This window comes from Actinocorallia libanotica (genome assembly GCF_039525175.1).
GTDB lineage: Bacteria > Actinomycetota > Actinomycetes > Streptosporangiales > Streptosporangiaceae > Actinocorallia > Actinocorallia libanotica.
Genome location: NZ_BAAAHH010000042.1, coordinates 17,908 through 40,164 on the forward strand (window position 1 = coordinate 17,908; position 22,257 = coordinate 40,164).

The 22,257-nt window shown below is 72.8% G+C and carries 17 protein-coding genes; 11 read left to right on the plus strand and 6 right to left on the minus strand.

From position 1 onward, the window contains the following. Positions 1 to 39 precede the first annotated feature (39 nt). Positions 40 to 1,107: a tRNA 2-thiouridine(34) synthase MnmA gene (gene mnmA / locus ABD140_RS33885; protein ID WP_344245936.1), complete on the plus strand. Its 1,068-nt coding sequence runs from the start codon at positions 40 to 42 to the stop codon at positions 1,105 to 1,107. Here mnmA and ABD140_RS33890 read toward each other — a convergent pair. Together ABD140_RS33890 and ABD140_RS33895 are read right to left on the minus strand one after the other, a co-directional pair. Further along, positions 1,047 to 1,358 carry a SemiSWEET family sugar transporter gene (locus ABD140_RS33890; RefSeq protein WP_344245938.1) on the minus strand — a complete coding sequence of 104 codons (312 nt, stop codon included), beginning with the start codon at positions 1,356 to 1,358 and terminating at the stop codon, positions 1,047 to 1,049. The genes mnmA and ABD140_RS33890 overlap by 61 nt on opposite strands. Before the next feature lie 104 nt (positions 1,359 to 1,462). Beyond that, positions 1,463 to 2,020 carry a hypothetical protein gene (locus ABD140_RS33895; RefSeq protein ID WP_344245940.1) on the minus strand — a complete coding sequence of 186 codons (558 nt, stop codon included), beginning with the start codon at positions 2,018 to 2,020 and terminating at the stop codon, positions 1,463 to 1,465. 36 nt (positions 2,021 to 2,056) lie between these two features. Here ABD140_RS33895 and ABD140_RS33900 point away from each other — a divergent pair, with 36 nt between their 5' ends. The 10 genes from ABD140_RS33900 (at position 2,057) to ilvC (ending at position 17,609) form a co-directional block, all read left to right on the plus strand. Continuing rightward, the gene (locus ABD140_RS33900; RefSeq protein ID WP_344245942.1) at positions 2,057 to 3,055 is read left to right on the plus strand and encodes a methionine synthase; all 999 of its coding nucleotides are present in this window, start codon (positions 2,057 to 2,059) and stop codon (positions 3,053 to 3,055) included. Between the two features lie 94 nt (positions 3,056 to 3,149). Next, positions 3,150 to 5,306: an NAD-dependent DNA ligase LigA gene (ligA, locus tag ABD140_RS33905; protein ID WP_344245944.1), complete on the plus strand. Its 2,157-nt coding sequence runs from the start codon at positions 3,150 to 3,152 to the stop codon at positions 5,304 to 5,306. 179 nt (positions 5,307 to 5,485) lie between these two features. Next, positions 5,486 to 7,549 carry a putative bifunctional diguanylate cyclase/phosphodiesterase gene (locus ABD140_RS33910; RefSeq protein ID WP_344245946.1) on the plus strand — a complete coding sequence of 688 codons (2,064 nt, stop codon included), beginning with the start codon at positions 5,486 to 5,488 and terminating at the stop codon, positions 7,547 to 7,549. Positions 7,550 to 7,667: 118 nt separating this feature from the next. Next, entirely contained in the window at positions 7,668 to 7,964 is a 297-nt protein-coding gene (gene gatC / locus ABD140_RS33915; RefSeq protein ID WP_344245948.1) for an Asp-tRNA(Asn)/Glu-tRNA(Gln) amidotransferase subunit GatC, read from the plus strand. Next, on the plus strand, positions 7,964 to 9,448 hold the full coding sequence (gene gatA / locus ABD140_RS33920) for an Asp-tRNA(Asn)/Glu-tRNA(Gln) amidotransferase subunit GatA (protein WP_344245950.1): 1,485 nt from the start codon (positions 7,964 to 7,966) through the stop codon (positions 9,446 to 9,448). Before gatC ends, gatA begins: the two co-directional genes overlap by 1 nt. Beyond that, on the plus strand, positions 9,445 to 10,941 hold the full coding sequence (gene gatB, locus ABD140_RS33925) for an Asp-tRNA(Asn)/Glu-tRNA(Gln) amidotransferase subunit GatB (protein WP_425544181.1): 1,497 nt from the start codon (positions 9,445 to 9,447) through the stop codon (positions 10,939 to 10,941). The genes gatA and gatB overlap by 4 nt, the downstream gene beginning before the upstream one ends. A gap of 436 nt (positions 10,942 to 11,377) precedes the next feature. Next, entirely contained in the window at positions 11,378 to 14,056 is a 2,679-nt protein-coding gene (locus ABD140_RS33930; RefSeq protein WP_344245952.1) for a putative bifunctional diguanylate cyclase/phosphodiesterase, read from the plus strand. 189 nt (positions 14,057 to 14,245) lie between these two features. After that, positions 14,246 to 16,060: an acetolactate synthase large subunit gene (locus ABD140_RS33935; RefSeq protein WP_344245954.1), complete on the plus strand. Its 1,815-nt coding sequence runs from the start codon at positions 14,246 to 14,248 to the stop codon at positions 16,058 to 16,060. After that, entirely contained in the window at positions 16,060 to 16,590 is a 531-nt protein-coding gene (gene ilvN / locus ABD140_RS33940) for an acetolactate synthase small subunit (RefSeq protein ID WP_344245956.1), read from the plus strand. The genes ABD140_RS33935 and ilvN overlap by 1 nt, the downstream gene beginning before the upstream one ends. A gap of 35 nt (positions 16,591 to 16,625) precedes the next feature. Beyond that, complete coding sequence (gene ilvC, locus ABD140_RS33945) at positions 16,626 to 17,609, plus strand: ketol-acid reductoisomerase (protein WP_344245958.1); 984 nt, start codon at positions 16,626 to 16,628, stop codon at positions 17,607 to 17,609. A 59-nt stretch (positions 17,610 to 17,668) separates the two neighbouring features. Here the strand turns inward: ilvC and ABD140_RS33950 are convergent, their stop codons facing one another. The 4 genes from ABD140_RS33950 to ABD140_RS33965 form a co-directional block, all read right to left on the minus strand. Further along, positions 17,669 to 18,796, minus strand: a complete 1,128-nt coding sequence (locus tag ABD140_RS33950) for a hypothetical protein (RefSeq protein WP_344245960.1) — start codon at positions 18,794 to 18,796, stop codon at positions 17,669 to 17,671. Positions 18,797 to 18,953: 157 nt separating this feature from the next. Further along, positions 18,954 to 20,918 (minus strand): FtsX-like permease family protein, encoded by a 1,965-nt coding sequence (locus ABD140_RS33955; protein ID WP_344245962.1) that lies wholly within the window; start codon positions 20,916 to 20,918, stop codon positions 18,954 to 18,956. Then, positions 20,915 to 21,628: an ABC transporter ATP-binding protein gene (locus ABD140_RS33960; protein ID WP_344245964.1), complete on the minus strand. Its 714-nt coding sequence runs from the start codon at positions 21,626 to 21,628 to the stop codon at positions 20,915 to 20,917. Before ABD140_RS33960 ends, ABD140_RS33955 begins: the two co-directional genes overlap by 4 nt. Then, positions 21,606 to 22,181 carry a PadR family transcriptional regulator gene (locus ABD140_RS33965; RefSeq protein WP_344245966.1) on the minus strand — a complete coding sequence of 192 codons (576 nt, stop codon included), beginning with the start codon at positions 22,179 to 22,181 and terminating at the stop codon, positions 21,606 to 21,608. Before ABD140_RS33965 ends, ABD140_RS33960 begins: the two co-directional genes overlap by 23 nt. Positions 22,182 to 22,257 lie beyond the last annotated feature (76 nt).

Here is a 22,257-nt window from a genome sequence, read left to right on the forward strand (position 1 = left end):
GGCGCGAAGGGGGGCGCCGCCGGATATCCTGGCCGGACCATGACTCTTCGCGTGCTCGCCGCCATGTCCGGCGGCGTCGACTCCGCGGTGGCCGCGGCCCGTGCCGTCGAGGCCGGGTACGACGTCACCGGGGTCCACATGGCCCTGTCGGCCAACCCGAAGTCCTACCGGACGGGGGCGCGCGGCTGCTGCACCCTGGAGGACTCCCGGGACGCCCGCCGCGCCGCCGACGTGATCGGCATCCCCTTCTATGTGTGGGACCTGGCCGAGCGCTTCGACCGCGACGTGGTCGAGGACTTCGTCGCCGAGTACGCCGCGGGCCGCACGCCCAACCCGTGCCTGCGCTGCAACGAGAAGATCAAGTTCGCCGCGCTGCTCGACCGGGCGCTGGCCCTGGGCTTCGACGCGGTCTGCACCGGCCACTACGCCCAGGTGGCCGACGGCGTGCTGCGGCGCGGCGTCGACGAGGGCAAGGACCAGTCCTACGTGCTGGCGGTGTGCACCCGCGAGCAGCTGCGGCACGCGATCTTCCCGCTGGGCGGCACCACCAAGGCCGAGATCCGGCGCGAGGCCGAGCGGCGCGGCCTGCGGGTGGCCGACAAGCCCGACAGCCACGACATCTGCTTCATCGCCGACGGCGACACCCGGGCGTTCCTGGCCGGGCGGCTGGGCAGCGCGAAGGGCGAGATCGTCGACGAGGAGGGCCGTGTCGTCGGCGAGCACGAGGGCGCGTACGGCTTCACCGTCGGCCAGCGCAAGGGCCTGCGGATCGGCACTCCGGCGCCGGACGGCAAGCCGCGGTACGTGCTCGACATCTCGCCGGTCACCAACACCGTGCGGGTCGGGCCGCGCGAGGCGCTGGACGTCCACGAGATCCGGGGCGAGGGGCTGGTCGGCCTGGAGGGGCCGCTGCCCGCGCGCTGCCAGGTGCAGCTGCGCGCCCACGGCTCGGTCCACGACTGCGAGCCGGCCGTCTCCGGCGGGGTGCTGCGGCTGCGGCTGCTGACGCCGGCCCAGGGCGTGGCCCCGGGCCAGGCGGCGGTGCTCTACGACGGCGACACCGTGCTGGGCTCGGCGACGATCTCGTCCGCGGCCCCGGTGGCCTGAGCCCGCGCCGCGGACCGCGTCTTGAAGGCCGTGATGGCCAGCAGGGCCAGCAGGGTGAGCGCGTTGGCGACGGCGATCGCGGCGTCGCCCCGCGCCAGGCCGTAGGCGAGCCACAGGCCCACCCCGCAGGTCAGCAGGGCCAGGTAGACCCAGGAGAAGTCGTCGGTGGACCGGGTCCGCCAGGTCCGCAGCAGCTGGGGCAGCCAGCAGCCGGTGGTGAGCGCGCCCGCGACCAGCCCGAGGATGGTCATCACTGTCGTGGAACCCCTTCACAACGCTTGTCGGACCGTTCCAGGAGAGTAACCCGCGTCACATTCTCTTGTCTGGAGAAAGCCCGAGAAAGCCTGAGAAGACGCTAAGAAACGGGACGAGCGCCCACAGGAGCAGTCGGCGGCGGCGTCACCTCGACCGTCGCCTCGCCCAGCTCCAGCGCCGCCTCCAGGACGGGCAGCAGCCGGTCGGCGAGCCCCTCCTTGGGGATCCTCTCCGCCGCCTGGACGCCCACCGTGACGAGCAGGTGCGCGGAGACGGCCACCGCGGTGGCCGTTGCGGGGTCGAAGAGCGCGCCTTCCCCCACGCCGATGAGCAGCGCCTTCTCGCCCTCGATGAAGCCGTGGACCTCCCACAGGTCCAGACCGGTCTTCGGCGCGTACCGCCGCTGGTAGGAGACGACGAGCGCCACCGGCTTCTTCATGGAGGCGCTCTGGAAGCGCATGCCGTGCGTCTCCTCCTGGGCGTCGGCGGAGCACGTCCCGACCGGGCCGCCGAGCGCGCCCTCCACGGCCTTGCGGGGCAGCTCCCCGCATCCGTCGGGGCGCGGCAGCACGCGCAGGGAGCGGGAGCCCGGAGGGGAGTACCCGCCGCAGGCGGCCGTCAGGGCGAGGAGGACCGCGATCACCGGGCGCGCGCGCATGCCGCGCAGGATAGGGCACCCCCCGCGCCCGGCAGAATGGGCCCTGTGAGTTTTCCCTGGCCTGAGGCGAGCGCGACGGGGGTGGGGTCGTATCCGGGAACGGACGCGGCGGAGACCACGGAGGTCGTGTTCGGTGAGCTGTCCCTGCCCCATCTGCCCGAACTGCCCGCGCGCGGTCCGGGCGCCGACCTGATCGGCCGCGGCGCGGCGTTCCTGGTGGAGCTGCCGGTGCACCTGCAGCCGTCCGGCTGGCGCTTCGCCGACCGGCCCGGCGTCGACCTGCGGCGCGCCCTGGACTACCTTCGCCGGGATCTCGACCTCCTGGAGGAGCAGGCGCCCGAGGGCCCGGTCAAGCTCCAGGTCTGCGGCCCGTGGACGCTGGCGGCCTCGATCGAGCTGCCCGGCGGCGAGCGGGCGCTGCGCGACGCCGGCGCCGTCCGCGACATCACCGAGTCCCTGGTCGAGGGGGTCCGGGAGCACGTGGCCGAGGTGCGCAGGCGGCTGCCGCGGGCGGAGATCCTGCTGCAGGTCGACGAGCCCTCGCTCCCGGCCGTCCTGGCCGGGCGGGTGCCGACGGCCAGCGGCTTTCGCACCCTGCGGTCGGTGGCCGCGCCGGTCGCGCAGGAGGGCCTGCGCAAGGTCCTGGCGGCGACGGACGCCTTCCCGATCGTGCACTGCTGCGCCCGGAACGTCCCGTTCCCGGTGCTCCTGGGCGCGGGCGCGCGGGGCCTGTCGGTGGAGGTCTCGGCGATCCCCGTCAAGGGCGACGAGGTCATCGGCGAGGCGATCGAGGACGGCGTGGCGTTCTTCTTCGGCGTCGCGCCGGGTACGGACGCCCCGCTGCCGGAGCCGGCGCGCTCCGTCGCCCCGGTGCGGGAGCTGTGGCGGCGGCTGGGCTTCGCCCCGGGCGGCATGGCGGGTCAGGTCGTGGTCACCCCCGCCTGCGGGCTGGCGGGAGCTTCGCCACGGTATGTCCGACAGGTGCTCGCCCACTGCGCGAAGGCGGCCCGGACACTGGCCGAAACCCCCGAATGAAGTGACGGAAAGTGTCGGTGCCGGGCGGGAAGATGAGGGGGACGGCCGGCCGCGGCGAGGCGGGGGCCGGGAGCGAGCCGGGAGGTCGGAAGAGTTGAGCAGCGTGGAGCGGCATGCCGAGCTGGTGCGTGAGCTGCGGGACGCCAACTACCGCTACTACGTCCTGGACCAGCCGGTGCTCAGCGACATCGAGTACGACCTGAGGCTGCGCGAGCTGCAGGAGCTGGAGGAGACCTACCCCGAGCTGGTCACCCCCGACTCGCCGACGCAGACGGTCGGCAGCGCGATCGTCACGGACTTCGCGACGGTGCGCCACCTGGAGCGCATGCAGAGCCTGGACAACGCGATGGACTTCGCCGAGCTGGGCGTGTGGGCCGAGCGCCTGGAGGCGGGCCTGGGCGGCGTCCCGTCCGGCGGCTACCTGTGCGAGCTGAAGATCGACGGGCTGGCGATCGCGCTGACGTACGAGCGGGGCGAGCTGGTGCGCGGCGTCACCCGCGGCGACGGCGTCCAGGGCGAGGACGTCACCCACAACATCAGGACGATCGCCTCGATCCCCACGCGGCTGGCCGGCGCGGAGGTGCCCGACCTGGTGGAGATCCGCGGCGAGGTGTTCATGACGGTCGAGACCTTCGAGAAGCTCAACGAGCAGCGCGCCGCCGACGGCGAGGAGTCCTTCCGCAACCCCCGCAACACCGCGGCGGGCTCGCTGCGCCAGAAGGACCCGAGGATCACCCGGCAGCGTCCGCTGGACATGATCGTCCACGGGTACGGCGCCTGGGAGGGCGGCCCGAGGGTCCCGGCGAGCCAGAGCGAGACGTACGAGCTGTTCCAGGCCTGGGGGCTGCCGGTCAGCGGGCTGTACCGGGTGGTCCCCGACATCGAGGGAGTCAAGGAGTACATCGCCCACTACGGCGAGCACCGGCACGACCCCGCGTACGAGATCGACGGCGTGGTGGTGAAGGTCAACGACCGCGCCCTCCAGCGCCGCTTGGGCTCCACCAGCCGCGCCCCGCGCTGGGCGATCGCCTTCAAGTACCCGCCGGAGGAGGTGCGCACGAAGCTGCTCGACATCAAGGTCGGCGTCGGGCGCACCGGCAGGATCACCCCGTGGGGCCTGATGGAGCCGGTCTCGGTGGCCGGTTCCACGGTGGAGCGGGCCACCTTGCACAACGCCTTCGAGGTGGCGCGCAAGGGCGTGCTCATCGGCGACACCGTGGTGCTGCGCAAGGCCGGGGACGTCATCCCGGAGATCGTCGGCCCGGTCGTGGAGCTGCGCGACGGCACCGAGCGCGAGTTCCGGATGCCCGAGCGCTGCCCGGAGTGCCGCACCGAGCTGGCCTACGCCAAGGAGGGCGACAAGGACATCCGCTGCCCCAACACCCGGTCCTGCCCCGGGCAGCTGCGGGAGCGGATCTACTACGTGGCCAGCCGCCGGGTGCTCGACATCGAGTCGCTGGGGTACGTGGCGGCCACCGCCCTGACCCAGCCGCTGGAGCCGGCGGACCCCCCGGTCAAGGACGAGGGCGACCTCTTCCACCTGACCGCCGAGCAGCTGCTGCCGATCCGCAACCTGGTGCTGGACCGGGAGTCGGGCACCCCGAAGACCGACCCGGACACCGGCGAGGAGAAGACGGTCACCCTCTTCGCCAGCAAGCAGGCCGGCGAGGCCAAGAAGATCGTCAGCACCCTGCTGGAGGAGCTGGACAAGGCCAAGACCAAGCCGCTGTGGCGGTGGCTGGTGGCGCTGTCCATCCGGCACGTGGGGCCGCGCGCCGCCCAGGACCTGGCGCGGGAGATGCGCTCCTTCGACCGGATCTTCAGCGCCACCGAGGAGGAGCTGACGGCCGTGGACGGCGTCGGCCCGACCATCGCGAAGTCGATCACCGCCTGGTGGGAGGTGGACTGGCACCGCGAGATCGTCCGCAAGTGGAAGGAGGCGGGCGTCCGGCTGGAGGACGCCGCCGCCGAGGAGAGCCCCCGGCCGCTGGCGGGGCTGAGCGTCGTGGTGACGGGTTCGCTGGAGGGCTTCAGCCGCGACACGGCCAAGGAGGCGATCCAGAACCTCGGCGGGCGCGCGGCGGGCTCGGTGTCGAAGAAGACCTCGTTCGTGGTGGTGGGGGAGAACGCCGGGTCCAAGCACGACAAGGCGCTGGAGCTGGGCGTGCCGATCCTGGACGAGGCGGGGTTTCGCGTCCTGTTGGAGCAGGGGCCGGATGTGGCCAGAGGTGTAACGCTGAACCGGGAGTGAACAGGAGCGCTCTGTGAACTGTAGGAAGCGGTAGTGATATCCCCCAAAAGGGGATATCACCGTCGGCCAATCTGTAACAGAACGTACGCATCCGGTTTCGTAAAGCTGAGTTGAAGCCGTACTCTCCTCAGGAGCACCTGTTCCGACCCTCGAACCGGTGTGCCCCTCGAGGAAGCTGAATGAAGGACCCGAACAACACCCGGGACACCCGGCCCCGGGCCGGTTCGCCCCTGTGGATCTACCTGAGCGCGGTCACCGCGGTCGGGTTCGCCGTGCTGGCCGCGACGCTGACCGGCCTGGCCGCCTGGGACCTCGAGGCGGGCCTGGCCAACCCGGTGTTCTGGCTGCTGGGCGCCTTCATCGTCTTCGGCGAGCTGAAGCCGATCATCACGCCCGGAGCCACCGAGGACAACAGCGCCACCACCTCCACCACGTTCACCTTCGCCGCGCTGCTGTACGCGGGACTGCCGCTGTCGCTCCTCCTGCAGTCGATCGCGCTGGTGATCCGCGGCGTCTTCCGGCGCAGGTCGGCGCACCGGACCGCCTTCAACGTGGCGCAGTTCGCGCTGGCCCAGAGCGCGGCGGGCGCCGTCCTGTGGGCGTTCGGCGTCCGGGCCTCCCCCGACGACCTCTGGGTGCCCGCCGGCGCCGACCTGGGCCCGGTGATGCTGGCCGGGATGGTGTACTTCGCCGTCAACGACGTGCTGGTCGGCGGGGCGGTGGCGCTGCACGAGCGGGTCTCCCTGCAGCGGGTGCTGCGCTGGGACCTGGGCTACCAGCTGCTGGCCCACCTGGCGCTGCTGGGCCTGGCGCCGATCGTGGTGGTGGCGATGGACCGCTCGCCGGCGTTCGTCCCGCTGATCGTGCTGCCGTTCACCGCCGTCTACCTCACCGCCTCGGCCTCGGTCCGCCGGGAGTACCAGGCGCTGCACGACGGGCTCACCGGCCTGCCCAACCGCAAGCTGCTCATCGCCCGCTCCGAGGAGGCGCTGGCCGCCGCCCGGCAGCGCCGCGACCGGGGGGACGCCGGCCGCAGGGTGGGGCTCTTCCTCATCGACCTGGACCGCTTCAAAGAGGTCAACGACACCCTGGGCCACGCCACCGGCGACCGGCTGCTGCAGATCATCGCCCACCGCCTGACGCACAGCGTCCGCCCCGGCGACCTGGTGGCGCGGCTCGGCGGCGACGAGTTCGCGGTGCTGCTGCCGTCCGTCCGCGACGTCCACGCCGCCCGCGAGGTGGCGGTGCGGCTGCGCGCCGCGCTCAGCGAGCCGGTGCGCCTGGACGGCATGACCTTCGACCTGGAGGGCAGCGTCGGCATCGCGCTCTGCCCCGACCACGCCCCCGACTTCGAGCTGCTGCTGCAGCGCGCCGACGTCGCCATGTACGTGGCCAAGGAGGGCCGCTCGGGCGTGGAGATCTACAGCCCGGCCAGCGACCGCAACTCCCCGGCCCGGCTGGGCCTGCTGGGCGACCTGCGCCGCGGCATCGACCGGCGGGAGCTGGAGCTGCACTACCAGCCCAAGGTCGGGCTGCGCGACGGGCGGCTGGCCGGGATGGAGGGGCTGCTGCGCTGGCGCCACCCCGAGCGCGGGCTGATCGGGCCCGAGGAGTTCCTGCCGCTGGCCGAGCAGACCTACCTCATGAAGTCGATCACCCACTACGTGGTGCGCGAGGCGCTGGCCCAGTCGCACGCCTGGTGGCGGGCGGGGCTGCGCGCCCCGGTGACCGTCAACGTCTCCGGCCGCGACCTGCTGGACGGGCAGCTCGCCGAGACCATCACCGCCGAGCTGCTGGCGCGCGACCTGCCGCCCGAGGCGTTCGGGCTGGAGATCACCGAGCGGATCCTGATGAACGAGTCCGCCTACGCCTCCGAGACCGTGCGCACCCTGGCCGACCTGGGCATCCCGCTGAGCCTCGACGACTTCGGCACCGGCTACTCCTCGCTGGTCAGGCTCAAGCGCCTGCCGGTCCGCGAGGTCAAGATCGACGCCTCGTTCATCCGGCGGCTGACCTCCTCGGCGGAGGACGCGGTGATCGTGCGCTCGATCGTGGAGCTGGTGCGCACCCTGGGCCTGCGCTCGGTCGCCGAGGGCGTGGAGAACGCCGAGATCGCCGCGAGCCTGCGCGAGATGGGCTGCGACACCGGCCAGGGCTGGCACTTCGGCCGCCCCATGGAGGGCGCCGCCGCCACCGAGTGGCTGCGCGGCAGGCTCCGCCGCGCCCCCGAGCCGGTGACCTGAAACACCCGCCTTCCCCCGCCCGATGAGGGGCGCGGACGCCCGAGCCGAAGAGGCCGAGTCGGGGTTGGCCATAGGATGGGTGGGCATCCCGTCGATCACTTTCCGAAACGGCTCTCCTATGTCCATCACCCGTGACGAGGTAGCGCACCTCGCCCGGCTCTCCCGGCTGGCCCTCGGCGAGGAGGAACTCGACCACCTCGCCGTCCAGCTGGACGCGATCGTCTCCGCGGTCGCGCGGGTGCAGGAGGTGGCGGCCGAGGACATCCCGCCGACCACCCACGCCCTGCCGATCACCAACGTCTTCCGGCCCGACGCGGTCCAGCCGTCGCTGAGCAGCGCCGAGGCGCTCTCGGGCGCGCCCGCCGCCGAGGACGAGCGCTTCCGGGTCCCGCGGATCCTGGAGGAGGAGGACTGATGATCCACAAGACAGCAGCCGAGCTGGGCGCCCTGATCGCCGCCGGCGAGACCACCGCCGTCGAGGTGGCCCAGGCCCACCTGGAGCGCATCGAGCAGGTCGAGGGCAAGGTCAACGCGTTCCTGCACGTGGCCGCCGAGAGCGCGCTGGAGCAGGCGCGGGCCGTGGACGCCCGGCGCGCCGCCGGCGAGGAGCTCGGGCCGCTGGCCGGGGTGCCGGTCGCGCACAAGGACGTGTTCACCACCCGGGACATGCCCACCACCTGCGCCTCGAAGATCCTCGAGGGCTGGGTGCCGCCGTACGACGCCACCATCACCACCCGGCTGCGCGAGGCCGGCCTGGTGATCCTGGGCAAGACCAACATGGACGAGTTCGCGATGGGCTCCTCCACCGAGAACAGCGCCTACGGCCCCACCAGCAATCCGTGGGACCTCTCCCGCATCCCCGGCGGCTCCTCCGGCGGCTCCTCGGCGGCGGTCGCCGCCTACGAGGCTCCCCTGGCCACCGGCACCGACACCGGCGGCTCGATCCGCCAGCCCGCCGCGGTCACCGGCCTGGTCGGCATGAAGCCCACCTACGGCGGCTCCTCCCGCTACGGCCTGGTGGCGTTCGCCTCCTCGCTGGACACCCCCGGCCCCTTCGCCCGCAACGTGCTGGACGCGGCGCTGCTGCACGAGGCGTTCTCCGGCCACGACCCCCGCGACTCCACCTCGGTGCGCGAGCCGGTCCCGCCGGTCGTCGAGGCCGCCCGCCGCGCCGACGTGGCGGGATTGCGCGTCGGCGTCGTCAAGGAGTTCGCCGGCGAGGGCTACCAGGCCGGCGTGCTGGGCCGCTTCAACGAGGCGGTCGAGCTGCTGGAGTCCCTGGGCGCCAAGGTCGTCGAGGTCTCCTGCCCGGCGTTCACCTACGCGCTGTCCTCCTACTACCTCATCGCCCCGTCCGAGGCCTCCTCCAACCTGGCCCGGTTCGATGCGATGCGCTACGGCCTGCGCGTCGGCGACGACGGCACCCGCTCGGCCGAGGAGGTCATGGCCCTCACCCGCGCCGCCGGGTTCGGGCCCGAGGTCAAGCGCCGCATCATCCTGGGCACCTACGCCCTGTCCTCGGGCTACTACGACGCCTACTACGGCAAGGCCCAGCAGGTGCGCACGCTCATCTCCCGCGACTTCGAGGCCGCCTTCGGGCAGGTCGACGTGCTCATCTCGCCGACCACGCCGACCACGGCGTTCCCGATCGGCGAGCGCGCCGACGACCCGATGGCCATGTACCTGGCCGACCTGTGCACCATCCCGTCGAACATGGCGGGCAACGCGGCCATCTCCGTCCCGTGCGGTCTGGCCGACGAGGACGGCCTCCCGGTCGGCCTGCAGATCATGGCCCCCGTGCTGGCCGACGACCGCTGCTACCGGGTCGGCGCCGCGGTGGAGAAGGCACTGGAGGACCGCTGGGGCGGCCCGCTGCTCGGAAAGGCTCCCGCGCTGTGACGACGCTTGTTCCCTTTGACGAGGCCCTGGCCAAGTACTCGCCGGTGCTGGGCATCGAGACCCACATCGAGCTGGGCACGGCCTCCAAGATGTTCTGCGGCTGCCCCACGGAGTTCGGCGGGGCGCCCAACACCCACGTGTGCCCGGTCTGCCTGGGCATGCCCGGTTCGCTGCCGGTCGTCAACTCCAAGGCCATCGAGTACGCGATCCGCATCGGCCTCGCGCTGAACTGCTCGATCGCCGAGTGGTGCCGCTTCGCCCGGAAGAACTACTTCTATCCGGACATGCCGAAGGACTTCCAGATCTCGCAGTACGACGAGCCGATCTGCTTCGACGGCTACCTGGACGTCGAGGTCGAGGGCGAGACGTACCGGATCGGCATCGAGCGCGCCCACCTGGAGGAGGACACCGGCAAGTCCACCCACGTGGGCGGCGCGACGGGCCGCATCCACGGCGCCTCGCACTCGCTGGTGGACTACAACCGGGCCGGCATCCCGCTGATCGAGATCGTCACCAAGCCGATCGAGGCCACCGAGGAGAAGGCGCCGCTGGTCGCCCGCGCCTACGCCACCGAGCTGCGCGAGCTCGTGCGCGCCCTGGGCGCCTCGGACGTGCGCATGGAGGAGGGCTCCATGCGCTGCGACGTCAACGTCTCGCTCATGCTCAAGGACGCCTCGGAGTGGGGCACCCGCACCGAGACCAAGAACGTCAACTCGCTGCGCAGCGTCGAGCGCTCGGTCCGCCACGAGATCGAGCGGCAGGCCGCCGTGCTGGACGCCGGGGGCCCGGTCCTCCAGGAGACCCGCCACTTCCACGAGAACACCGGCACCACCAGCCCGGGGCGGTCCAAGGCCGACGCGCAGGACTACCGCTACTTCCCCGAGCCCGACCTCGTGCCGGTCGCCCCGGCGCGCGAGTGGGTCGAGGAGATCCGGGCGGCGCTGCCCGAGCTCCCGGCCGCGCGCCGCGTCCGCGTCAAGGCCGCCTGGTCGCTCAGCGACGAGGAGCTGCGCGACGTGATCAACGCGGGCGCGCTCGACCTCATCGAGGAGACGATCGCCGCCGGCGCCTCGCCCGCCGCCGCCCGCAAGTGGTGGATGAACGAGCTGTCGCGCACCGCCACCGCCCAGGGCGTCGAGCTGTCCGCGCTGCCGGTCACCGCGGAGCAGGTCGCCCGCATCCAGGCGCTCGTCGACGCCGGCGAGCTCAACGACAAGCTCGCCCGCAAGGTCTTCGAGGGCGTGCTCGCCGGGGAGGGCACCCCCGACGAGGTCGTCGCCGCCCGCGGCCTCAAGGTCGTCTCCGACGAGGGCGAGCTGGTCGCCATCGTCGACAAGGTGATCGCCGACAACGCCGACGCCGCCCAGAAGGTCCGCGACGGCAAGGTCGCCGCCGCCGGCGCCCTGGTCGGCGCCGTCATGAAGGCCAGCCGCGGCCAGGCCGACGCCGCCCGCGCCCGCGAGATCATCCTCGAGCGGCTCGGCCAGTCCTGACCCGGCCCGGCCGCCCCCCGGGGGCGGCCGGGCACCCGCCTCCACCCCTCCACCCCCTCGGCCCCCGCGGGCCGCAGGGGGTTTGCGGGGTTGGAGCGCGGGGGGCGGCCGGAGCGCCGGAAGGCGAGAGGGCGGTCGCGGACAGTGATCCGGGGCTGTCCGCGCGGTGGTACCGGGGTGTCCGGCGGATCACAGATCGGCAATCAGGCGCACGCGTTGCCCAGGGGTGATTACTGGCCGTGAGAGTTTGTCGCCGGATGGGGGCTGACCCTCAATCGCTCCGTGACCTACGGAACGTACATTGAGGAGCACGACGAGATCCCCGACCTCATGACGCCCGGACGCCGTCCGAGCGTGGACGCAGCCAGCCGTCGAGCCCGAGGGTGGGGGCCGGATCCTCGCCGACAGGCTCAGTGAACCAGGAGCACGAGCGAAGATGACGGGCGAGAAGGAGCGGCACCGGTCCGCGGCGCGGGCGCTGCCGCTGGGTCTGGTGTCACTGCTGGGCGTCCTCTACGTCCTGTGCTCCCTGCTGCTGGGCTGGAGCAGCGACTGGTTCGCCGCGGGAGCGAGCGCCGCCGCCTGCGCGAGCCTGGTGTACGCCTCCCGGAGCATGCCCGGCGCCGAGTCCTGGCGCTGGTTCGCCGCCGCGGCCGCCTGCTGGAGCGTGGGCGCGGCCACCAGCGCGATCTCCCGCGCCGTCCTGGACGTCACGATGGCCACGTCCCTGGGCGACCTCTTCTACCTCGCGGCGCTCCTGCCCATGGCCATGGGCTTCATCGCCCCGACGCGGCTGCCGCGCACCGCCCGCAAGTGGCTCATGTACGCGGCCGACACCTACGTGTGCGGCGCCGCGCTGTTCGTGATCGGCTGGGACTCCCTCTTCGGGCGGCTGTTCCGCGAGAACGGCGACTCCCCGGCCCACTTCCTGCTGGAGCTGCGCTACCCGCTGCTGGACATCGGCCTGCTGTGCGCGCTGCTGCCGTTCGTGCTGGGCGCCGCGCGCCGCCAGCGGCCCACCGCCGTCACCGCCTACCTGGCGCTGCTGCTGATGGCCGCGGGCGACGTGACGGGCACCGCGGCGCGGCTCGGCGGCGAGGAGAGCGGCCTGGGCGAGGTCCTGCGCTTCGGCGGCGTGCTGCTGCTGGGCGCCGCCCCCTGGCTGGGCCGCGACGCCCGCCGCGGCGAGCTGCGGGGCCGCCTGGTCGGCCCCGGCTTCGCGCCGGCGGTGCTGGCGGGCGCCGCCGCGATGTTCGTGGCGGGGCACACCCTCACCGGCGGCGAGCCGATCGAGCCGATCGTGCTGGTGGTCACCGGCACGGCGCTGCTCGTCCTCATCGTCCGCCTCACCGACCTGCTGCGCGAGAACGACCGGCTGCGCGGCGAGGTGCGCGCCGCCGAGGAGCACTTCCGCGCCCTGGCCGAGAGCGTCGACGACCTCGTCCTGATCTGCGACGAGACCGGCGCGGTGCACTACATGAGCGCCGGCGACCAGTGGAGCTCCTCGCACGCCCTGGACGGCCTGCTGGGCAGCCCCCTGCAGGAGTTCCTGCACCCCGAGGACCGCCCCGCCGTCGAGAAGGCGCTGAGCGAGTGCTCCGCCGCCCGCGGGGGGCCGCTGCGGCTGCGCTGCCGGCTGCGCACCACCGACGGCACCTGGCTGCCGACCGACTCGTCCTTCTCCCGCTACGCCCCCGGCAGCCTGCTGGTCACCGCCCGCGACCTGTCGGAGGAGGCGGCGCTCAAGCGCCAGGTCACCCACCTGACCTTCCACGACGGCCTGACCGGCCTGCCCAACCGCGCCTACCTGGAGGAGCGCACCCGCCAGGTGCTCTCGCGCCGCAACCCCGTCACCGCCGTGGTCTTCGTCGACCTCGACGGCTTCACCGCGGTGAACGACTCGGCCGGGCACGCCGCGGGCGACCAGGTGCTGGCCCAGGCCGCGCGGCGGCTGCGGGCGTGCGTGCCGGCCGACGACACGGTGGCGCGCTGGGGCGGCGACGAGTTCGCGGTCCTGGTGGAGACCGCCGCCGACGCCCAGACCGTGGTGGACCTGGCCGAACGGCTGCTGCGCGCGCTCTCCGACGACCCCTACCGGGTGGGCGAGCGCGGCATCGTGCTCAGCGCCAGCGTCGGGGTGGCCTTCGCCGACGAGGCGCTGGCCTCCACCGCCGAGGTCCACGCCCTGGACGAGACCGGCTCGGCCTCCCTGATCCGCAACGGCGACCTGGCCATGACGCGGGCCAAGGAGCTGGGCGGCGGCCGGGTCGAGGTGTTCGCCACCCAGATGCACGCCGCGGTCGTGCGCCGCCTGGAGCTCGGCAGCGACCTGCAGCGGGCGCTGGCCGAGCGGGAGTTCACCGTGGAGTTCCAGCCGGTGGTGGAGCTGGAGAGCGGCCGGGTCGCCGGGGTGGAGGCGCTGCTGCGCTGGCGGCGCGAGGACGTCGCGGTGCCGCCGGAGGAGTTCATCGGCGCCGCCGAGGAATCCGGCCTGATCGTCCCGCTGGGCGCCTGGATGCTGGGGGAGGCCTGCCGCGAGGCGGCCCGCTGGCGGGCCGAGGGCTGGCAGATCGGCCTGTCGGTCAACCTCACCGCCCGGCAGATCGCCGCCCCCAAGTTCGCCGAGACGGTGGCCGAGGCGCTGGCCGAGAGCGGCCTGCCGCCGCACGCCCTCACCCTGGAGGTGCGGGAGGAGGTGCTCGTCGAGCACTTCCAGGGCGACGAGCAGCACCTGGCGCGGCTGTCGGCGCTGCGCGACCTGGGGGTGCGGCTGGCCATCGACGACTTCGGCACCGGGTACGCCTCGCTGGCCTATCTGGGCCAGCTCCCGGTGGACGTGCTGAAGATCGACCCGTCCTTCGTCTCGGGCGTGGGCAGGGACGAGACCCTCACCCTGCTCACCCGCACCATCGTGCGCCTGGGCGCGGAGCTGGGGCTGACCGTGGTGGCCGAGGGCATCGAGTGCGCCGACCAGCTGGAGCGGCTGCGCGAGATGGGCTGCGCGCGGGGCCAGGGCTTCCTGGTGGCGCGGCCGATGCCGGCCGAGCGGATCGACGCCGAGGTCAGGCCGGGCGGCGACGGCAGCGGTGTGCCGGTGCGGGCGCAGGCGGGCTGAACAGGCCATATCTCAGATCGTGAGATCTCGGCAACATCGATTTGACCTGGGGGCGGGTCATCGGCGACAGTAGGTCCGTGCAGAACGGCAACCTTCTCCTCGTAGTACTCGGCAGGCGCGCGGCCTGAACGAGTTCTGAGGCTTGCGCGCTCCCCTCGATCGCCCATTGGTGGCGCGAGGGGTTTTTTGTTGGCCTCATCACGGTCGGACTCGGCGCGGGCCGTCCGTGACCCTCTCCCTCCCTTCCAAGGAAGTAGCAAGATGACCGAGCAGATGACCGGGGCCCAGGCGCTGGTCCGGGCCCTGGAGAACGTCGGCGTCGACACGGTGTTCGGGATTCCGGGAGGGGCGATCCTTCCGGCCTACGACCCCCTGTACGACTCGCAGAAGCTGCGTCACATCCTGGTCCGCCACGAGCAGGGCGCCGGGCACGCCGCACAGGGGTACGCCCAGGCGACGGGGCGGGTGGGCGTCTGCATGGCGACCTCCGGTCCGGGCGCGACCAACCTGGTGACGCCCATCGCGGACGCCTACATGGACTCCGTGCCGATGGTCGCGATCACCGGGCAGGTCGCCTCCCGCTTCATCGGGACGGACGCGTTCCAGGAAGCCGACATCTCCGGGATCACGCTGCCGATCACCAAGCACAACTTCCTGGTGACCGACCCCCGCGACATCGGCCGCACCGTCCTGGAGGCCTTCCACATCGCGGGCACGGGCCGTCCGGGCCCGGTCCTGGTCGACGTCGCCAAGGACGCGATGCAGGCCACCTTCGACTTCGCCTGGCCCGAGGAGATGCGCCTGCCGGGGTACCGTCCGGTCACCCGCCCGCACTCCAAGCAGGTCCGCGAGGCGGCCCGGATGATCGTCGGCGCCCAGCGGCCCGTCCTGTACGTCGGCGGCGGCGTCATCAAGGCCCGCGCGGCGGCCGAGCTGCGGGTGCTGGCCGAGCTGACCGGCGCGCCGGTCGTCACCACGCTGATGGCCCGCGGCGCCTTCCCCGACAGCCACCCGCTGCACATGGGCATGCCGGGCATGCACGGCACCGTCGGCGCGGTCGGCGCGCTGCAGAAGTCCGACCTCATCGTGGCGCTGGGCGCCCGGTTCGACGACCGGGTCACCGGCGACCTCGCCTCCTTCGCGCCGCACGCGGCCATCGTGCACGCCGACATCGACCCGGCGGAGATCTCCAAGAACCGGCAGGCGGACGTGCCGATCGTCGGCGACGCCCGCGAGGTGATCGCCGACCTGATCGTCGCGATCCAGACCGAGCACGCCGCGGGCCGGATCGGCGACTACACCGCCTGGTGGCAGCAGCTCAACGCCTGGAAGTCCACCTACGCGCTGGGCTATGACACCCCGGACAACGGCGAGCTGGCCCCGCAGTACGTCATCGAGCGGCTCGGCAAGATCGTCGGCCCGGAGGCGCTGTACTGCGCCGGCGTCGGCCAGCACCAGATGTGGGCCTCGCAGTTCATCTCCTACGAGAACCCCGGCACGTTCATCAACTCCGGCGGCGCGGGCACCATGGGCTACGCGGTCCCGGCGGCGATGGGCGCCAAGGTCGGCGCGCCCGACAAGGCGGTCTGGGCGATCGACGGCGACGGCTGCTTCCAGATGACCAACCAGGAGCTGGTCACCTGCGCGGTCGAGGGCATCCCGATCAAGGTCGCCCTGATCAACAACGGCAACCTCGGCATGGTCCGCCAGTGGCAGACGCTCTTCTACGACGGCCGCTACTCCAACACCCGGCTGCACTCCAAGCGCATCCCCGACTTCGTGAAGCTGGCCGACGCCTACGGGTGCGAGGGCATGCGGGTGGAGTCGGCCGGCGAGGTCGACGCCGCGATCGAGAAGGCGATGGAGATCGACGACCGCCCCGTGGTCATCGACTTCGTCGTCCACGACGACGCGATGGTCTGGCCGATGGTCGCCGCCGGATCCAGCAACGACGACATCAAGTACGCGCGCGACCTGGCGCCGAAGTGGGAGCACGAAGACTGATGAGCCGGCACACCCTCTCCGTCCTGGTCGAGAACAAGCCCGGGGTCCTGGTCCGCATCGCGGGGCTCTTCGCCCGGCGCGGCTTCAACATCGACTCGCTGGCCGTCGGCCCGACCGAGCACCCGGAGATCTCCCGGATGACGATCGTGGTCGACGTGCAGCAGGAGCTGCCGCTGGAGCAGGTCACCAAGCAGCTCAACAAGCTGATCAACGTGCTGAAGATCGTCGAGCTGGACCCGGCCGCCTCGGTGCAGCGGGAACTGGTCCTGATCAAGGTGGCGGCCGGACCGGACGTGCGCTCGCAGGTCCTGGAGACCGTGCAGCTGTTCCGGGCCAAGGTCGTCGACGTCTCCCCCGACGCGGTCACGATCGAGGCCACCGGCAACCGCGACAAGCTGGATGCGCTGTACCGTTGCCTCGAGCCGTACGGCATCAAGGAACTGGTCCAGTCGGGTGCGATCGCGGTCGGCCGCGGCGCCCGCTCGATCACCGACCGTTCGCTGCGCGCGCTCGAATCGCGCAGCGCGTAACCACCAGAAAGGCAGACAGCCCCACCATGGCTGAGATGTTCTATGACAACGACGCCGACCTGAGCATCATCCAGGGTCGCAGCGTCGCCGTGATCGGCTACGGCTCCCAGGGACACGCGCACGCCCTGTCCCTGCGCGACTCGGGCGTCGACGTCCGGGTCGGCCTCCCCGAAGGCTCCAAGTCCCGGGCCAAGGCCGAGGCCGACGGCCTGCGCGTGGTCACCCCCCGCGAGGCGGCCGCCGAGGCGAACCTCATCATGATCCTGGCGCCGGACCACCTGCAGCGCGGCATCTACGAGAACGACATCAAGCCCGAGCTCGCCGAGGGCGACGCGCTGTTCTTCGGCCACGGCCTGAACATCCGCTTCGGCCTGATCGAGCCCCCGGCGGGCGTCGACGTCGCCATGGTCGCCCCCAAGGGCCCCGGCCACCTGGTGCGCCGCCAGTTCGAGGCCGGCCGCGGCGTCCCGGTCATCGTGGCGGTGGAGAAGGACGAGTCCGGCAGCGCCTGGGCCCTGGCCCTGTCCTACGCCAAGGGCATCGGCGGCCTGCGCGCGGGTGGCATCAAGACCACCTTCAAGGAGGAGACCGAGACCGACCTGTTCGGCGAGCAGGCCGTGCTGTGCGGCGGCACCGCCGAGCTGATCAAGACCGGTTTCGAGGTCCTGGTCGAGGCCGGCTACCAGCCCGAGGTCGCCTACTTCGAGTGCCTCCACGAGCTCAAGCTGATCGTCGACCTGATCTACGAGGGCGGCATCCAGAAGATGTACTGGTCGGTGTCCGACACCGCGGAGTTCGGCGGCTACACCCGCGGCCCGCGCGTCATCACCGCCGACACCAAGGCCGAGATGAAGAAGATCCTGGCCGAGATCCAGTCCGGCCAGTTCGTGAAGGAGCTCGTCGAGGAGTTCGACGCGGGCCAGCCCAACCACCTCAAGTACCGCGAGGACCTGGGCGCCCACCCCATCGAGCAGGTCGGCTCCAAGCTCCGCCCCATGTTCGCCTGGCTGAACGACTGACGTTCACCCGCGGCTCGCGATCGCCCGCGCACCCTCCGGGGGGCGCGGGCGATTCCTTTTCAGGGTCCTTCCGCGTTCAGGGTCCTTCCGCGGCTTTCAGGAGGTCCCCCGCGTCCCCGGAAGAGGAGAGCCGCCCCCGACGCCGCCGCCAGGGACACGGCCGCCGCGCCGCCGAGCAGGAGCAGCCACGGGACGTCGACGAGCGGACCGGAGGACGTGTAGCCCGGCGACGACGGCCGGGTCGCCAGGACGGCCGCCGCCGCGCCCGCCGGAATCCCGGTGAGGAGACCCGTCCCGCAGCCCAGCAGCGAGACGAAGGCCGCCCGCCCCGCCGAGCGCTCGGCGGGCAGGACGGCGCCCAGGACCAGCACCGCCACGACGACACCCGGCACCAGCGGCGAGGGCGCGGTCCCGGAGCCGTCGAACGCCGCCTGGGTATGCGAGCGGACACGGGAGCCGGTGAGCCCGGCCACCACGCCGTCCAGCCGCTCGGCCCGCGTCTCGTCGAGCGGAACGTCGGTCAGCAGCATCGCGGGCCCGACCTCCAGCCCGGTGGCGGCGGCCGTCCGCCGGGGAAGGATCACGGTGGGAACGCCGTCCAGCGCGGGAGCCGCGTGCACGGCGGGAAGGTCGAAGGTCCGCAGGACCACCGGATGGTCCCGCTCGTCCCACCGGCCGAACTCGAAGCGGGCGACCCCGCCCCGGACGACGCCCGGCACGTAGACCACGGCCTTGCCCGCGGCCAGGGCAGCGGCGACCTCGGGTTCGTCCCCGACGAGGAGCAGCGCCTCCTCCGGGTCGGCGACCAGGATCTCCTCGAACAGCCACTGGTCGTTGTCGCACGGGTCGGTCGCACACCCTTCACCGGTCTTGGCGTAGTGGAACCACCGTTCCTTCCGCTCCAGCGCCTGCTCGTCGACCCTGTCGATCCGCGCCACCGGGACGCCCGGCAACTCCCGCCCGACCGCGGCGAGGACCTCGGGCGCCGTCTCGGCGTCCAGCCCGTGGACGAGCGTGTGCCCCGCCGGTATCCACAGGTCGTGGTCCAGTTCCGCCAGCCGCAGCACACTGGCCGAGACGACCGCCGAAGCGGCGAAGCCCGCAACGACGAGCCAGACCACCACGAGCACGACCCGCGTTCCGATCCGCGGCCTCTTCGACGCCGCACCGCCCTCACCCACGCGCACACCCGTCCTCGAATCCGGGGAGCCGATCGGGTAAGGGGCGCGAACCTTGGCGGGGCCGCCCCGATCATCGCAGATCCGCGCGGTCCCGGCACAGGACTCCGGAACGCGAACCGCCTGCACCCCCGGCGGGAGTACAGGCGGCCGTCTTCTTCGCGGGTCAGGTGGCGGTGCGTTCGGGCAGGACTTCCTTACCGCGCGTCGACAGCGCCGTCACGGCGGACGCCACCAGCGGGACGGCGACCAGGACGGTGAGCAGGAGCAGCCACGGGATGTCGATGGTCACGTCGGTCGGGATCCTGCCCTGGTGCCATCCGCTGGCGGTCAGCGGATAAGCCGCCCCGATCCCCGGTCCGATGCCGGCCAGCAGACCCAGTGCGCAGCCGAGTACCGCGATGTAGCCGGTCTGCGCCATGAGCAGCAGCCGCCGGGTGACGGGCCGTGCGCCGACGGCGGTGAGCGTCGCCAGGTCCGGGCGGGAGTCGGCGGCGGCCAGTCCGGTGGCGATCAGCGCTCCGGCGAGCACGAGCACGGCGGCGATGACGCCCATCACCAGCAGCGGCAAGGTGAACGACTCGTCGAAGCCGCGCTCGGTGCGCATGCCGAGATCGGAGCCGATCTTCTCGAGCTCTCCGGCGAGCAGGCGCTCCCGGTCGGGACCGAGCGGGCCGTCGATCATCAGGCCGAAGGGCAGCGCCCGCGCCCCGAGGTGTTCGGCGGCTTGCGGCGGGAGCAGCGCGAACGGGGCGTGCGCCGAGGGCGGCGGAGGCTCGGCCTGCACGGCGGGCAGGCGTACGGTGCGTTCGGCGGGGGTCTCGTGCGCGAAGTCCACGATGTCGAGCGCCACACGGCCGTCGACGAGCGCACCCGGTACGAAGACGACGGCCTTGCCCCCGGCCAGTGCGGCCGCGGCGTCGGGGTCGTCCCGGCCCAGCACGAGGGGGAGGCTCTCCGGCCCGCCGACGAGCAGGCCGCTGCCGACGGATGCGGGATGGTGCCAGACTCCGCTCGTGGTGCACGGGTGCTCACCGCACCGCAGGCTCACCATCGTGCCCGCTTCCGGGTCTTCGTCGGCCCGGAAGACCAGGCGGTCGAAGCGGGCGGTCCGGTGGCCCGGGACCACCCGTCCGACGGCGGCCTCCACCTGCTGAACGCGGCTCTCCGACTGCAGCGGGCGGACGATCGTCTGACCCGTCGGCAGGCTCGGCTCGTACTCCGCCCGCTCCTGGGCGAAGTCGCTGGCGCCGCCGATCGCCAGAGCGGTCAGCGCGGCGGTGACCGCCATGATCGCGGCGATGGCCGGGGCGGTCCGCGTCCGGTGGCGGTCGGCGTCGCGCACCGCCAGGCGCAGCGGAAGCGGGAGCCGGTCGGCGAACCGGGCGGTCAACGCGATGAGCGCGGGGACGAGCAGCACGATGCCGATGATGATCAGCGCGGCGCCGAACGCCGCGCTGAACTCGCGCAGTTCGTCCAGGCCCAGCGGTATCAGCGCCACACCCGCGACGACCAGCAGCGCGCCCAGGACCGGAAGCCCGCGCCGGGGAGGCGGCGTGCTCCTTCGCCCGGCCATGATCTCGGCGGTGTCGGTGCGGCCCGCCTGGCGTGCCGGGGCGTAGGCGGCGGCCAGGCCGCTCAGCACGGCCGTGAGGACGATGGCGGCGGTCCAGAGCCACGGCACGTCCCAGGGCGGCAGGTCGCGTCCCCGGGGCGGGTCGGCCAGCGCCAACCGTCCTACCCAGCCGAAGAGGAGACCGAAGGCGGTGCCGACCAGCCCGGCGATGCCGCCGAGCAGCAGGCCCGAGCAGAGCACCAGGGCGCGCAGCTGGCCGGGGGAGCCGCCCGCGGCCGAGACCAGCGCAAGGAGCCGGTTCTGGCGGCGCAACCCGACGGCGAACGCGGGACCCGCCAGCAGGACCGTTTCCAGCACCACCAGTGCGATGAACAGGGAGTTCACCGCCATCCCCTCGGGACCCCCTCCCGCGATCATGGTCGTGCCCGCGACCAGCGGGAGGGCGGTGAAGGCGGCGACCGGGAGGGCGATCATCGCGATGATCAGGGCGGAGCGCGGCCGGGAGCTCAGGGCGTCGCGCCAGGCCAGGCGCAGCGCCGCGCGCAGCGCGTTCACCGCTTCTCCAGGAGGACCTCGGGCCCGGGGGCGGGCTCGGTGGAGTCGACGGCCGTGCCGTCGCGCAGGAAGACCACGCGGTCGGCCCAGGCGGCGTGCCGCGACTCGTGGGTGACCATCAGGCAGGCCGCGCCCGCGTCGCAGCGGGCGCGCAGCACCCGCATGATCTCCTCGCCGCCCCGGGAGTCCAGGGCTCCGGCGGGCTCGTCGGCCAGGATCAGCCGCCGTTCGCCGACCAGGGCGCGGGCGATGGCCACGCGCTGGCGCTGGCCGCCGGACAGCTCCTCGGGGAAGCGGCCCGCCTCGCCGACGAGGCCGACCTCGGCGAGCGCGGACATGGCGTCGGCGCGGGCCCTGCGGGCGCGCACGCCGTCCAGTTCGCGGGGGAGCATGACGTTCTCGGCGGCGGTGAGCGAGGGGATCAGGTTGAGCTCCTGGAAGACGTAGCCGACGGCGCGGCGGCGCAGCGCGGCCCGCGCCGGGACGTCCAGGCCGGTCAGGTCGACGCCGGAGACCACGACCCTGCCCCGGGAGGGCGTGATCAGCCCGCCCGCGAGGTTGAGCAGCGTGGACTTGCCGGATCCGGAGGGCCCCATCACGGCGACGAACTCGCCGGGCAGAACGCTCAGGGACAGGCCGCGCAGGGCGTGGACGAGTGCCGCCCCTCTGCCGTGTTCGCGGTGGACGTCATCGAGTTCGAGCACGCTCATCGGTCTCCTCGTCTACGGGGGGCGCCGCGGCGGGCGCCGCGGCGGGTGGAGCGGCGTGCAGCAGGGTGGACTCGCAGTGGTCGAGCCAGCGGATCTCGGCCTCGGCCTGGAAGACCATGGACTCCAGGACCAGGGGCCAGGCCGGCCCCTCGGCGGTGGCCTTGAGGCGGGTCAGGTCGCGCATGGCGCGCAGGGTTGCGGTGCGCTGGGCCTGGACCACGGCCCGCACGTCCACGCCGGGCGTGGTCAGGGCGAGGGCGAGTTTGACCGCGAGTTCGTCGCGGGGGCGCTCGGTGCGGGTGAGGGGGGTGGCGAACCAGTCTCGGACCTCGGCGGCGCCCTTGTCGGTGAGGGAGTAGACCGAGCGGCCCTCCTCGTCCTGGCCCCCGCCGAGGACGAGGCCGTCGCGCTCCAGGCGGCCGAGGGTGGAGTAGACCTGGCCGATGTTGAGCGGCCAGGTGCTGCCGGTCGCCGCCTCGAACTCCGAGCGCAGCTGGTAGCCGTAGCGGGGTCCCCGGGAGAGCAGGGCCAGCAGGCTGTGGCGGATGGACATGCATACTGAGTATGCATACCGAGTATGCATGGCGCAAGGACTCTCGCTTTTCGGTCCGTGTCGCTGCGGCGCCACG